The sequence below is a fragment of the Streptomyces sp. NPDC059582 genome, assembly GCF_042735715.1.
Taxonomy (GTDB): Bacteria; Actinomycetota; Actinomycetes; order Streptomycetales; family Streptomycetaceae; genus Streptomyces.
This window is the reverse complement of the sequence record NZ_JBHWCC010000041.1, coordinates 50,786-64,512: the sequence shown is the minus strand read 5'-3', so window position 1 is coordinate 64,512 and position 13,727 is coordinate 50,786. Positions and strand designations below refer to the sequence as shown.

The 13,727-nt window shown below is 69.0% G+C and carries 13 protein-coding genes; 4 read left to right on the top strand and 9 right to left on the bottom strand.

From position 1 onward, the window contains the following. The first annotated feature begins 345 nt into the window (after window positions 1–345). A complete protein-coding gene (locus ACFV0T_RS29540; RefSeq protein ID WP_385785532.1) occupies window positions 346–3,180 on the top strand; it encodes a tetratricopeptide repeat protein in 2,835 nt (944 codons plus the stop codon). A gap of 121 nt (window positions 3,181–3,301) precedes the next feature. On the opposite strand, the gene ACFV0T_RS29535 is transcribed toward ACFV0T_RS29540, so the two are convergent. Both ACFV0T_RS29535 and ACFV0T_RS29530 read right to left on the bottom strand, forming a co-directional pair. After that, window positions 3,302–3,637 (bottom strand): hypothetical protein, encoded by a 336-nt coding sequence (locus ACFV0T_RS29535; protein WP_385785529.1) that lies wholly within the window; start codon window positions 3,635–3,637, stop codon window positions 3,302–3,304. A 187-nt stretch (window positions 3,638–3,824) separates the two neighbouring features. Beyond that, the gene (locus ACFV0T_RS29530; RefSeq protein WP_385785526.1) at window positions 3,825–4,187 is read right to left on the bottom strand and encodes an ArsR/SmtB family transcription factor; all 363 of its coding nucleotides are present in this window, start codon (window positions 4,185–4,187) and stop codon (window positions 3,825–3,827) included. 176 nt (window positions 4,188–4,363) lie between these two features. Here ACFV0T_RS29530 and ACFV0T_RS29525 point away from each other — a divergent pair, with 176 nt between their 5' ends. Further along, window positions 4,364–5,086 (top strand): hypothetical protein, encoded by a 723-nt coding sequence (locus tag ACFV0T_RS29525; protein ID WP_385785523.1) that lies wholly within the window; start codon window positions 4,364–4,366, stop codon window positions 5,084–5,086. Between the two features lie 211 nt (window positions 5,087–5,297). Here the strand turns inward: ACFV0T_RS29525 and ACFV0T_RS29520 are convergent, their stop codons facing one another. Beyond that, window positions 5,298–5,483 (bottom strand): hypothetical protein, encoded by a 186-nt coding sequence (locus ACFV0T_RS29520; protein WP_385785520.1) that lies wholly within the window; start codon window positions 5,481–5,483, stop codon window positions 5,298–5,300. 383 nt (window positions 5,484–5,866) lie between these two features. Here ACFV0T_RS29520 and ACFV0T_RS29515 point away from each other — a divergent pair, with 383 nt between their 5' ends. Both ACFV0T_RS29515 and ACFV0T_RS29510 read left to right on the top strand, forming a co-directional pair. After that, window positions 5,867–6,592, top strand: a complete 726-nt coding sequence (locus ACFV0T_RS29515; protein WP_385785517.1) for a hypothetical protein — start codon at window positions 5,867–5,869, stop codon at window positions 6,590–6,592. A 303-nt stretch (window positions 6,593–6,895) separates the two neighbouring features. After that, a complete protein-coding gene (locus ACFV0T_RS29510; protein ID WP_385785514.1) occupies window positions 6,896–7,090 on the top strand; it encodes a barstar family protein in 195 nt (64 codons plus the stop codon). Window positions 7,091–7,150: 60 nt separating this feature from the next. Here ACFV0T_RS29510 and ACFV0T_RS29505 read toward each other — a convergent pair whose 3' ends face one another. From ACFV0T_RS29505 to ACFV0T_RS29480, 6 genes are all read right to left on the bottom strand, one after another. Next, entirely contained in the window at window positions 7,151–7,522 is a 372-nt protein-coding gene (locus ACFV0T_RS29505) for a fic family toxin-antitoxin system, toxin component (RefSeq protein WP_385785511.1), read from the bottom strand. Then, entirely contained in the window at window positions 7,519–7,776 is a 258-nt protein-coding gene (locus tag ACFV0T_RS29500) for a hypothetical protein (protein ID WP_385785509.1), read from the bottom strand. Before ACFV0T_RS29500 ends, ACFV0T_RS29505 begins: the two co-directional genes overlap by 4 nt. A 119-nt stretch (window positions 7,777–7,895) precedes the next feature. After that, window positions 7,896–8,342 carry a cupin domain-containing protein gene (locus ACFV0T_RS29495; RefSeq protein WP_385785506.1) on the bottom strand — a complete coding sequence of 149 codons (447 nt, stop codon included), beginning with the start codon at window positions 8,340–8,342 and terminating at the stop codon, window positions 7,896–7,898. Window positions 8,343–8,772: 430 nt separating this feature from the next. Further along, complete coding sequence (locus tag ACFV0T_RS29490) at window positions 8,773–9,570, bottom strand: DUF2218 domain-containing protein (RefSeq protein ID WP_385785503.1); 798 nt, start codon at window positions 9,568–9,570, stop codon at window positions 8,773–8,775. Window positions 9,571–9,945: 375 nt separating this feature from the next. Further along, window positions 9,946–10,221 (bottom strand): PhzF family phenazine biosynthesis protein, encoded by a 276-nt coding sequence (locus ACFV0T_RS29485; protein ID WP_385785501.1) that lies wholly within the window; start codon window positions 10,219–10,221, stop codon window positions 9,946–9,948. 423 nt (window positions 10,222–10,644) lie between these two features. Continuing rightward, window positions 10,645–13,575 (bottom strand): ATP-binding protein, encoded by a 2,931-nt coding sequence (locus tag ACFV0T_RS29480; protein WP_385785498.1) that lies wholly within the window; start codon window positions 13,573–13,575, stop codon window positions 10,645–10,647. Window positions 13,576–13,727: the final 152 nt, after the last annotated feature.

The following is a 13,727-nucleotide window of genomic DNA, read 5'->3' as shown; positions in this document are numbered from 1 at the left end:
GTCGCTCGCTGCGCGATGGGCGCCAATAAGCCCGTCCAGCGTCTGCTGGAGATGACCGGCGTCGACACCGTCATCCCCTGCCATTCACCACCGAGCAAGCAACCTTCAACGGCCGCGCCGCGTTCGAGGCGGCGGCCTTCAAAGAATTCGCCCTGTTCGGGTCGGCGACCTTCACAGGCGACGCCGCGTTCGTGTCGGCAATCTGCGAAGGCAGCGCCAGGTTCAGGTCGGCAGCGCAGTCGATTGCGCAGATCTGTCAGGTCTGTCCTGAACAGTGGGTACAGGCTGTTGTGGGCCACTACGGTCGGACTCCTGAAGCCAGGGCAAAACGGCGAGGGGGACGGGGTGACGGGTAACAGACAGGGAACCCGGCAGGGTGCCGGCGGTTACGGCGGGAACCACATCGACTTCCACGGAGGTCTCTTCACCGGCCCCGTCATCGGAACAGGCGTCCAGAACAACCACTACGCGGCGCCTCGACCGCGGGCGAGTCTGCCGCATCAGGTCGGGGTGATCCCGCCTCGAGCTGACAGCTTCCAGTACCGAGCCGAAGCCGGCCGGCTGCGTGAGACGCTGACGGGCGGTGAGGCCGCGATCCTGGTCGGCCAGGACACGGTGCGCGGACAGGTCCTGGTCGGAATGGGTGGGGTCGGTAAATCCCAGCTCGCCGCCGACTACGCCCGCACCATCTGGCGGGCGGGCGAAGTGGATGTGCTGGTGTGGATCACCGCCGGCAATCCGGCCGCGGTGGCAGCTGGATACGCGCAGGCAGCCGTCGAACTCCTGGGCGCCGACCCGGCAGACTTCGAAACGGCAGCCCGCGCATTCCTGGCCTGGCTGGAACCCCGGGCCGGGCAGCATCCGGTGCGGTGGCTGGTGGTCCTGGACGACGTCACCCAGCCGGGCGACCTCAACGGACTGTGGCCCGCGCCCAGTCCGCACGGCAGGACCCTGGTCACCACCCGCCGCCGCGACGCCGCCCTGCGCGGGCACGGCCGCCACATGATCGAGATCGGCCTGTTCACCCCCCTCGAATCCGTCACCTACCTCACCACCGCACTCGCCGACCACGGTCGTACCGAGCCCGACAACGACCTCGCCGCACTCGCCGACGACGTCGGCCACCTGCCCCTGGCTCTGTCCCAGGCCGTCGCCTACCTCATCGACGCCGACATCACCTGCGCCGCGTACCGGAGCCTGCTGGCCGACCGCGCCACGAAACTCGCCGACGCCACACCCGAAGAGGACGCCCTCCCCGACGGGCAGACCCACCCCACCGCCGCGGCCTGGGCCATGTCCATCGACCGCGCCAACACCCTCCGCCCCGCAGGCCTCGCCCGACCGCTCCTCCAGCTCGCGGCTTTTCTCGACCCCAACGGCATTCCCGACACCGTGCTCACCAGTCCAGCCGCCCTCGCCTACCTCACCGACCACGCCACAGCCGCCGGCCACGACCAAGGCCCCGTGACACCCGAGCGGGCTCGCATGGCGTTCCGGGCGTTGCACCGGCTCAGCCTCGCCGACCACACCCCCGACGCTCCGCATCAGGCGGTCCGGGTCCACCAGCTCATCCAACGCGCCGTCCGCGACACTCTCACCCCAGACCTGCATCATCAGACCGCCCACACTGCCTCCGACGCCCTGATCGCGGCCTGGCCCGACATCGAAAACGACACCACCGTCGCCCAGGCCCTACGAGCCAACACCGAAGCCCTCACCGCCTGCGCCGAAACCGCACTGCACTCCCCCGACGCACACGCCGTGCTCTACCAGGCAGGCCTCAGTCTCGGAGAAGCCGGACAGGTCACCGCCGCCCGGGACCACTTCCACCACCTCACGCAGACCACCACCAGCCACCTCGGTTCCGACCATCCCGCCACCCTCACCGCCCGCCACAACCTCGCCCGGTGGCAGGGCGCGGCGGGCGACCCCGCCAAGGCCGCCACCGCATTCGCCGCCCTGCTGGACGACTTGCTGCGGGTCCTGGAACCCGACCACCCCGCCACCCTCACCACCCGCCACAACCTCGCTCACTGGCAAGGCGAAGCAGGCAGCCCCACCAGCGCCGCCGGCGCACTGGCCGAACTCCTGGACGACTTGCTGCGGGTGCTGGGACCTGACCATCCCGCCACCCTCACCACCCGCCATGACCTCGCCCACTGGCGGGGCTCAGCAGGCGACCCCACGGGAGCCGCCAGCGCGTTCGCCGACGTGCTGACGGACTTCCTGCGGGTCCTGGGGCCCGACCACCCCGACACCCTCAACACCCGCCACAACCTCGCCCGGTGGCAAGGCGCAGCAGGCGACCCCACGGGAGCCGCCAGCGCGTTCGCCGAACTGCTGGAGGACTTCCTGCGGGTCCTGGGACCCGACCACCCCGACACCCTCAACACCCGTGCAAACCTCGCCCGGTGGCAAGGCTCAGCGGGCGACCCCACGGGAGCCGCCACCGCGTACGCCGATCTGCTGACGGACCGGCTGCGGGTCCTGGGACCCGACCACCCCGACACCCTCACGACCCGAGGCAACCTCGCCCGGTGGCAGGGCGAAGCAGGCGACCCCGCCGGTGCTGCCGACGCGTACACCGAACTGCTGGAGGACTTCCTGCGGGTTCTGGGACCCGGCCACCCCGACACTCTCACCGCCCGAGGCAACCTCGCCCGGTGGCAGGGCGAAGCAGGCGACCCCACCGGTGCTGCCGACGCGTACACCGAACTGCTGGAGGACTTCCTGCGGGTCCTCGGACCCGAGCATCCCAACACCCTCACCGCCCGCCAGAACCTCGCCTACTGGCAAGGCCTGGCAGGCGAGGCCACCGGTGCTGTCACCGCGCACGCCGAACTGCTGGAGGACTTCCTGCGGGTTCTGGGACCCGACCACCCCGACACCCTCACCACCCGCGCAAACCTCGCCTACTGGCAGGGCGAAGCAGGCGACGCCACCAAAGCCGCCACCGCGTACGCCGACCTGCTGGCGGACTTCCTGCGGGTCCTGGGACCCGACCACCCCAGCACCCTCACCACCCGAAACAACCTCGCCTACTGGCAGGGCGCAGCAGGCGACCCCACCGGGGCTGCCAGTGCGTTCGCCGAGCTGCTGACGGACTGTCTGCGGGTCCTGGGGCCCGACCACCCCAACACCCTCACCACCCGAAACAACCTCGCCCGATGGCAGGGCTGAGCCGGCGACCCCACCAAAGCCGCCACCGCCTACGCCGACCTGCCTCAAACCCGACTACGCGGAAGCCCTGGGGGATTGCGTGACCACGGAACGGCAGCCCACCGAGACTCTGCCCACGGGCCTACTCGCCCGGCGGAACTCGAACGAAGCCCTCGGTCCAATCGTTCTCATACAGCTCGCAGACGTCGAAGTAGAAGCACTCTGGTTCATCACGGAACCCCGGTAGCAGTCGAGCCTGACGCACACGCTCTTCAACCCGCTCGAGGGCTGAGTAGATACCGAGCAGCTTCACGTCGTCGCCGTCCGACTCGTCGCGGAACACACCGCTCTCATCGACGTGCACTGTCGAGCCGTCGTCGCCAGCTTCGTTCCGGTGGCCGACATGCCACAGCGGATGCATGATCACGGGCGCGAAGCCATCGGCACTCGAATCGGTGGACGTTTCGGTGCCCCTCACCTCCTGGGACCCCACGATCACAAACCTCGCATCACACGACTTCGCCGAGGCCCTGCTGCCATCTCGATCTTTGCCCCGCCCTCACACTGGCCCGACCCACGAGAACCGTCGCGGATTTTCTCCGCGGCGACTGTCATGATCGGGAAACCCGGACAGTCCCGCTGCCCGGCCAACGATTCGAGAGCCACTAGCTCGTGCCGCCGCCTGGCCAACTGGCAGCGATCTCGCGTCCTTGCTGGACGGCCAGGTCCAGGAGGCCTGGAAAAAGGGTGTCGAGGTCTTCGCGGCGCAGTTGGTTGAGTCGTCGCGTTCCTTCGTCGCGCTGCCGGATGACCCCAGCTTGCCTCAGGACTTTGAAGTGGCCGCTCTGGGTGGACTTGCTGACCGGGAGAGCGAAGGTGGTACACGCCAGCTCACCGTGAGGTTCAACCTGGGCGAGGCGGGCGACGACGGCGAGGCGTATGGGGTCGCTCAGCGCCGCCATCACGGCGGTGAACTGCATGTGCCGTCGGTCCGGGTGCACGAGGTCGGTTGCAGAGCGGCTTGCCACACGAGCAGACTACCGTAGATGTTCGCCGTTTCCGAACATCTGCTATGTTCGGCAATGGCGAACATGATAGGTGTCTTCGCCCTCGAGTCCGTCGACCAACCGTCTGTCGACCGCATCAGTCCCTACAGCCTCGACCCCGCGGGTGTCCCGCGGTCGCCGCACCTCAGGAGACCTCCATGAACGCACTGCTTACCGAGGTAATCGAAGCCCACGGCGGGAACACGCGCTGGCGCGAGCTGACGCGGGCGCGAGCCACTCTGGTCAGCGGGGGACATCTGTTCGAGGCCAAGGGCCTGCCGCAGGATCCTGCGCCGCGCGAGATGACCGTTCTGCTCCACGAGGAGCACGCCTCGGTCACGCCCTTCGGAGCCCCTGACCAGAAGACCGACTTCACGCCCGGCCGGGTGAGCATCGACAAGCTCGACGGACGGACGGTGGCCGAGCGCGAGAACCCGCGAACGTCCTTCGCCGGACACACTCTGGAGAGCCCCTGGGACCCGCTGGACCGGGCCTACTTCAACGGCTATGCGCTGTGGACCTACCTCACCACGCCGTTCCTGCTGGCCATGCCCGGCTTCACGGTCACCGAGATCGAGCCGTGGCAGGAGGGAGACGAGCTCTGGCGGGGTCTGCGCGCCACATTCCCGGCCGAGATCGCCAGCCACAGCACCCACCAGGACTTCTACTTCGGCCCCGATCACCTCCTGCGCCGGCACGACTACCACGTCGACGTGGCGGGCGGATTCGCTGCCGCGCAGTACGTCTACGACTGCGTGGAAGCGGACGGCATCGTGCTGCCCACCAAGCGCCGGGCCTACCGTCGTGACGCCGACGGCTCCCCCATCCTCGAGGGTGAGGTCATGGTCTCGATCGACCTCAGCGACATCCACTTCAGCTGACACAAGGAGAACACCACCGGGCGCCAGGGGCGCAGGCCGCCCGGACCGCCTGGTGCGCCACATACCTGAACGTGCCCACACCCCAGCCGCTGCACGGCACCGCCGCACAGCGGCGACAGCGGCAGGAGATGTCCCGGCTCATCGCCGCACACGGGCGCCGCCGGTGTCCGCACTTCCGTGTGTTCAGACTGCCCATTCCGACGGGGCGGCCTCAAATGGGCAGTTCAGGAACCTCGCCGGGCCTGACCGCGACAATCTCCACACGGGTGCAGCCGGTCTCTTTCAGTGCCTTCCGTCGGCGCTTGGCCGCGGGCTTGTCGAAGCGGCCGGCAGAGACCTGCGATACGCCCTCACGGTCGGTCCACACCAGACCATAGCGCTGCGTCGCGGTCGTCATGGCGGCCATCCTCCCTGCATTCCTCGTCCGTGCGCACGTCGTGCGGGCAGTTCGTCATCCGTTCGATCCAGCAGCTTCACACCTGTCGGTGAAAGCGGCAATGGTGGGACCATGCGCTCACCTCAGTGGGCGCGGCGCGCAGCTGCGCGCCCACCGCGCATGGGTCGCCCCGTACGGGGAGGAACCCGCGGTACATCGACTCGCCGCACCCCTCGGGCTGCCCCCACCGACCGTCAGCGACCACTGACCCGCATGCGGGCCCAGGCACCGAGGTGACACCCCTCGGGGCGCGCAGCCGCCAATGTCCGCGCTGCGGCCGCTGACCGGCTCCACGGTTGACTGCAGACTCGCCCCGAGCCACCTCGCCGAGGTTCAATGCCGGAGTGGAGGACTGGGCACAGATGCGTGACTGCAGGTTCGAGATTGGTCGTGTTCCGGAGCTCTTGGAGCGAGTCGAGCGTGATGACGACGCAGACGCGTGGAAGGAACTGGGTTGGCGGCTTGTCCTTGAGCATGACCTGGTGTCCCCGGCGAGTTTCGCGGCGCTGCCACGCCTGGTGCGCCTCGCGCCACGCAGCGCGCAGGCGCGAGCCCTGGCGGGCGAGATCCTCGGGCGTGCGGCAGGGCGCCACGGCTGCGACGCTCTCCTGGCCGGCTGCGCCGGCGCCATCGCGCAGTTCCGCGAAGTGCTGGACCGGCACCTGCGGTCGCGGCCGGCTGACTACCTCATGTCTTTCCTCGCCCTGCTCTCGGCCGAGGAGGAATACCACTGGGCGGCGGTCCTGGGTGACTTCACAGACGACTTCTATCCGCTGGCCTGTCCCCACTGTGACGCAGAGGTCGTGATCGCCATCGGCGACTACGGACGGTACTCCGCGACTCGGGACTGGAACATGGGTGATGTGGAGCGACGGGACCTGCGCCCGGCGGCCGCCGAGGGACTGACCGGAACCGGCAGATGGATGCATGAAACAGTTGTCCGCGATGGGCAGAAGACACTCGCCGACGGAATTCGCCACCTGTTCGGAGATGCGGAATGCCCGGGCTGCGCCAGCGTCTTCAACGTCGCCGACGAATACACCTACGCCAACCGTCCGGTCATGCGGTAGGAAACCGTGTGAGCCCTGCACGACAATGAGACGGGGGACGAAACACCACGTGCAAGCCCGTCAGTTGCGGTCTACCCGTGGCTGCCTTCGACCCTGACGCCGACCTCTCCGCCGGCCTCTCCGCCGGCCTCTCCGCCGGCCTCTCCGCCGGCCTCTCCGTCGACCTCGCCGTGCGCCTGATGGCGGACTCCTTCGTCACCCTGTACTGGCGCCGGAGTCTGCTGGACCGACCCACCCTGGTTGCGCGACCACGACTGCCAAGTCGTCATCCTCAAAACGGGGCAGCGGACTGCGCAAGCGGACATGCACCGGGACGTCGCCACGGCGATCGACTTCCCGGACTACTACGGACACAACCTCGACGCACTCAACGACTGCCTCCGGGACGTCGAGTCCCTTCAAGTACGGACGCACAAGGGATGCGAATGGCCTGATCATTGTCGTCCCCGACTACGACCACCTCGCCCGCGCCGAACCGCGTGCGGCGCACCGTCCTGAACGTCTCGCCGACCGCGCTCGCAGTGCGGCACTGTTCGGACACCGCATCATGGGCTGCGGTCAGGGCTTCCAGGTGCGCAGGAGGGACGCGATCCGGCTGGCGGTGCAGCGCGGGTTGTTCAGCTCGTGGGCGAGCGCGGTGAGCTGTTCGCGGGTGGGGTTGACGGCGATGTTGCCGGCCTCGAGATACATGACCGCCACGGCACAGGCGACGGTGAGGTTGGAGCGCTCCAACCAGCGGCAGCGGCCCAGGTTGTGCACCAGGGCCGCGGCGCGGGCGTAGGGGCCGTCATAGACAGAGGTGTCGAGGAGTTCGCCGCGGTGGCGGGCGACGGCGGCGATAGGGACGCCGTAGTCGTCAGGGGTCGGATCGTGGCGCCCGGCCCGTTCCGCCACTTCGAGAATCCAGGATTCGTCGACGTGCAAGATCACGCGGCGACGCCCGCCTGGGGATCGGCGTACGGGGCGTCGAGCTGCTGCTCCAGATCGTCGAGGAACGTGCCGTGCTCATCGATGAGCCGCTGTGCAGCCGCCATGCCGGCGGCGCGGGCACCGGTGGTGTCCTCGATGATCAGCCGCTCCACGTACTTGTTGAAGTCCAGCCTGCGAGCGGCTGCGGCGGCCCTGCCGGCCGCGAGCACGTCCTCTTCCAGCCGGACCTGCGTCTGCTTCTTCGCGGAAGTCATACTCGTATGGTAGCAGGGTGGTAGCAGGCGGCCGGGCGGTACGTAGTCGATGGCGCATACACCTGCTGCAGACCACCTCTTCCAGGAGACATCCGCCACCACGACCGCGCGCACAGGCATCAGCCTGCGGAGGGACGCGGGGCGCGCAGGTGCGCTCGTTCCTTCAGCTCTTCCTCGTCGACCAACATGAGCATCGGCTGACCCGGTGCGCACACCATGGTCACGAGGAATTTGTTCGGCGCGTCCGACCGGGCGTTGCCGTCTTGGTAGTGGATCACGTCACCGCCCGGCTCCCAGAACGTCTCACCCGCCTTGATCACGCGCTCCGGCTCGCCCTCGAGCTCGAACCGGACCGCGCCCTCCATCACGTAACCGAACGCCGGCCCCGAGTGGCGATGCGGAGGGAGCCCGGGGTGACCAGGAGGCCACTCGACAAGGATCGTCATCGCCGATCCGCCTTCGGGGAAGAAGGGCGGATTGACTTCCTGCAGCAACTTGACCTCGGGCGGCAGAGAGACCTCTTGCCCGTCGTCAGGGGCTGCGTGCGATGGGTTCTTCTCTGGCATGTATCACACCTCCGTAAGCCTGCCTGGAATGGACGATCAGCCACAGCCCGCATCCGTGACAGGCCGACCCGAAACCACCCTGCCTCACGTCGGAGGTCGTCACAATCCGGGAGCAAACTGCATCGAATACCGCACTTCCTCACGGGACGCCCACCGCCCGGAAGCCACGTTTGCAGGTCAGCGAATTCCGTCGGCTGACCAGCAAGAGGAGCCTGCCCCTCCCCCGTGGTGCGTCGGCGACCGCGCCGGCTGAATCCGCGCCGCTTTCGCACTTCGTTGAGTCGTGAGCCGATGATGTCGGTAAGGCTTCGTCAGCGGGAACGGCACGGCCATCCCGAATGTCACGGACGACCCCAACTGTGCGACCAGCCAGAGAGAACAACAGCAATATTGCACCATCTGTTTTGCGGTCCTTGCCCGCTGTACGGGGTCAGCTGGTATTGCGACCCCTTTTGCGCCTGCCGAGCCGCCCGAGGACGTAGGCCACCCTCAGCAGGATGACGGTAAGGACGGCTCCGATGGCCCAGTGCTTCCACGGACCGGATGCCAGCAAGAGTCCGCCAAGGCCAAGGTGGACGGTCACCACCAGCGCAACAACGGCTATTACGCCGAGCGTTGCGGTGCGCCGTGGGCGAGGCACGACCCTGTCCATCGGAGCAGAGTCATCGGGCGGCTGAGCAGCGGCCCCCGTCTGTTGCCAGATGACATGCGGCAGCGCGTCGCGCCTGCCAATCTTCCGCAGGCTGCCGGTAATCAGGTGCTGGATGCTCTGGAGACTGTCCTGGTCAGTGGCTTCGACACGCAGTGTCAGCGAGTCGGAGCCGAGGTGCAGCGTGCATCGGCCCATGTCGACGTTGATCGTCCCGTGACTGTCGGTACGTTCGACGTGGCGGATCCGGGGCGATGGCGTGCCGCCGTGGAGCAGGCGAAGAATGTGGAGTATCCGGCTGCCCACATGGCCCGGGGGCTCGCACAATCGCTCCAGGTACCAGCTCGGGCGGTCGGTCCGGACGCGGGCTTCGGCGATCAGCATTGCGGGGCCTTCAGCGCGCTCCGGTTCACCCTCCAGCGCGCCGGTCGTCCCGGACGGATCAGTGATCAAGGCAGTCGCCGTCTCAGCGCGGTCGCACGCCGGTGACTGCGGCACCGACACGACGACCGCCTCCGTCCACGGCGGCAGCGAGGTGTTACGAGGGTCGTCAAGCTGCTGCGGGTCTTCGACGTTCATGATGCAGAACCCAGTCCTTCCTGGCTGTGAGGCTCTGACTACCGACAAGGCGGCGCGCTGATCTGTGACAACCGAACACGCCTGTCCGCCTCGTGTTCAGTGCACGCCGGGGCGGGGGGGCGCAGTTGTTCGTCGGAGTCGACAGACGCGCAGCCATCGCTGGAACCGCGGTGGTCACTGGGGTTTCACGCGGCCTCGGTGCCGTGATCGCCCGACGTCCCGCGGCCGACGGACACCCGGTCCCCGTCGCGTACCGGCCCCGGACCGAGGCCGCCGGCCGGGTGGTGGCGGACCGGTGCCGCGCTGGAGGAGTCTCATAGCGCGAACGCGCCTATTCGAGCTGGTGGAGTGTGCTCGGGAGGAAAAGCGAAAGGATCAAGAAGCCCGGTCGCGCATCAGCCGCACGCCCGCGAACACCCGCAGGTGAGGGGGCTGTCCAAGGTGATCCGCAACCGGTAGTCCGCTTCCGGGGTGGTGGGGGGGCAGCACGAATGTGGTCTCGGACAGGATTGTCCAGCGCGCCAGGCGCTGCATCTCCTCTTCGGTCAGGTCCCCGCCGTCCAGGACGACGGCGACCGGGTTGCCGCGGTAGGGAAGCGTGGAGAACGCGTCGACCTGCATGATTGAGCGTGTGCACGGCATGGTCATCATGGGCCTTTCGTAGCGACAGCGGCCGGGGCATGCCTCCATTGCTCGGCGGAGGCAGGCCCATCTGACGGGGCGTCTGCCGCGAGAGAACAGGGCCAGTTGAAACACAGTGGACTGGCCGCGCCGGCACAGGCGGCGGCGTAGATGGCCAGAGTCCCGCAGGTACGCGGCGACCAGCCGTCGGGAGGACAGAGGTGGGCGGCGGCTGCCTGAAAGGCCATCCAGAGCCGGGCGGCGCCCGGCATCACGACGACGGCGAGAAGCCCGATCACCGGGCTGGCCGGCTCCCGTGTGGCAGCCCAGCCCGTGCTCGGCCCGACCCACTGACGCAAACCCAGCCACTGCGGAGGCGGGTGCCACGCGTGCGGCTGGCGTCACGCTCGGGTGTGACGCCTACCGAATGGGCGGCCCGGTCCGGAAGGCGAGTCAGAACGGGCCCGCGGTGCGGCGCAGTTCCTCCGCGTCGGCGGCGGCTCCCGCCTGGTCGAACAGGCGCAGTGCGTGTCGCCACAGGGGCCGCGCGCTGTCTGCTCCTTCGATGATGAAGCGGCAGTCGCCCAGTACGCGCAGGGCTCTGCCCTCTCCTACCAGGTGCCCTGTGGCCCGGTGGATGTCCAGGGCCTGTTCGGCCCAGTTCGCCGCCGACGCCTGGTCGCCCCGGGCCCGGTAAATGGTCGCGATTTCGGTCACCACCTGTCCCTGGAGTACCGCGTACTCGCTTTCGCCGGTCAGGGCTCGGGCTTGGTGAGCGAGGTCCAGAGCGCGCTGGAGATCGCCGCGCGCACGGTGCAGAGCGGCGAGTTCCCTGGCGGAGATGATCTCGCCCCTGCGGAAGCCTCCCTCGCGTGCCAGTTGCAGCGCCGCGCGCAGGTAGTCGCCCGCGAGGTCGTGCGAGCCCGTGTCGGTGTGGATGCCGCCGAGGATGGCCAGCACGTACGACTCGAGCCAGCGATGCCCACTGCCGCCGACGAGTTCGTACCCTTCCGACGCCAGCTCCAGGGCCTGTTCGAACTGTCCGGCGTCACGGTACGTCCGGGCGAGGGCCGCGATCGCGTCGGCCAGGTGGTGCGGACCGGCGCCACTCCGCCGCGCGAGTTCGACCGCGGCCGACAGGTGTTCGGCGGAGGATCTCAGATCGCCGAGAGCCCACAGGACCGAACCCACGTTGTCCAGGTTGACGGCCTCGTAACGGCGCTGCCCGAGCCGACGGTTGATGTCGAGCGACCGCTGGAAGTGGTCGAGCGACTCCTGGAGCCTGCCGAGGTCCCAGAGGATGTTGCCGATGTCGTTCAGACACCGGGCCTCGTCCTCCGAGCTGCCGCTTCCGCTCAGCTGGGCCAGAGCATGCCGATGGTGCTCGAACGCCGCATCCAGCCGTCCGGCGCGGCGGTGAGCGTAGGCCAGTTGGGTGTGCGCGTCGGCTTCGGCCTCGGCCCAACCGGCGGCGAGGGCCGCTGCGAGTCCCTGCTCGCCGTGCTCCACCGCCGTCTCGGTCCGCCCGAACTTGACCTGGGCCGCGCAGAGTCCGGTGTGCAGCGCGGCCAGGGCCCTGGGGTCCTCGCCCCGTCGCGCGGCACGCAGACCGGCCTCTGCCGTGGCCAGCCAGTCGGAGCCGGTGCCGTGTTCCGCGAAGTACCCCCGCGGGGCGTCGGCTAGCCGCCACGCGGATTCGTGCTCGCCCTGGACTTCGGCCTGCAGCACGGCTGCCACGAGATTGCCTCGTTCGTTTTCCAGCCAGGCCTCGGGCGGGTCGGCTCGGCCCTGCCGCACAGGGGTGCTCGCGGGCTGCCGCACCAGGCGTGCGGGGAGGTCGAGCCGCAGCGTCCGGGGCGCGACGGCGCTCGCGGCTTCGTGGGTGCGGTGCACATAGAAGTCGAGCAGGCGGCGCAGTGCCGCGGCCCGTTCCGCCTCGGGTTCCTCCTCCTCGGCGCACTGTTTGGCGTACAGCCGGAGCAGGTCGTGGAAGTCGTAGCGGTTCCGGCGTGGACACTGCATCAGGTGGGCCTCGACCAGAAGGTCCAGCAGACCCCGGGTCTGTGGTACGGAGCCGGAGAACAGATGTGCGGCAGCCTCCGTACTCACATCACTGCCGGTCGGCAGCCCCAGTCGGCGGAAAAGCCGTCGGGCCGTGTCCGGCAGGGCCCGGTACGACAGGCCGAAGGCCATCGACACCGCGGCCTGGCGGTCACCGGAGATCGCGAGGGATGCCAGCCGGTCGCCTTCCCGGAGTTCTTCGACGTAGTCGGCGACGGTCCACTGGGGGTGGTTGCCGAGCCAGGCGGCCGCGATCCGCAGCGCCAGCGGAAGCCGACCGCACAGCTGGGCCAGTTCCCGGGCGGCCTCGGGATCGTCGGAGATACGCGCGTCGCCCACGGCGGCATCGAGGAGTTCCACCGCGTGCTCGAGGCCCAGCACGTCCAGGGCCACCCTGCGCGCCCCGTGAGTGGCGGCGAGGCCGGCCAGGTCGTTGCGGCTGGTGACGAGGACACATGAGCCGGTGTGGCCGGGGATGAGGGGGCGGAGCTGCTCCGCGTCCGCAGGCGCGTTGTCGAGCAGGATCAGTACCTTCCGCCCCGCGAGCAGGCCACGGAACATGTCCGCCTGTTCGTCGGCGTCGGAGGGAATACGGTCCTGCGGGACGCCCAGGATGCGCAGGAACTTGGTGAGCACCTCGGACGACGACAGCGGCGGGGCGTCGTGGGTGTACCCGCGCAGGTTGACGTAGTACTGCCCGTCGGGGAAGTACTCGGACACCCGGTGCGCCCAGTGGACCGCGAGCGCGGTCTTGCCGACGCCGGCGGTCCCCGCGATGGCGGAGATGATGACGGGGCGCCGATCCGCCGCCGCGTCGCTTCCGGGCAGCAGGAGGGAGTCCAGCTGTTCGATCGGCTGTCTCTGGTTGGTGAATCCCGCGACGTCGGGTGGGAGGCGGGAGGGCGCGAGCACGTAGGCCGGTAACGGGCCCTGCGCGAACGCCACATGAACCTCGCGCGCCTGGATCAGATGTCCGCCGACGGAGTTTCCGGATGCCTGCCCGACCATGGCGTCCTCGCGAGCGATCGCCTGGTGGTGGGCGGCCACCCAGCTCGAGCGGAGCCGCCTGCCGAAGTCGGGATCGGTCTCGGCGGCTGCGTCGAGCATGCGGGCCAGCCGATCGAGCGCTGCCGCGTCCCGGGGCGTTTCCTCCGCGTCCTGCAGGGCGGCCTGCCCTTCGGGGTCTCCTCGGAAACGGGCGCGGACCAGGCGTGAGAGACCGCTCCACGCGTCCTGGATCCCCGCCGCCAGCGCCTCGGCCCCCTTGGTCGCCAGCGTGGTCGCGATGGCGAGTGTCACCGGATCCGACACAGTTTCCCCCATGTCTGCGTCACTGCGACTGCGTCCCCGTACACGCGTCGGCGACCTGACAGCTGAACTCCCGGTACAGCATCCCAGAATCAGGCTTCGCATGTCAGGCAGGAGACCGGCTCCGCGGATGTTGTCGAGCCGCGGCGGAGGGCCGTCCCGTCGCT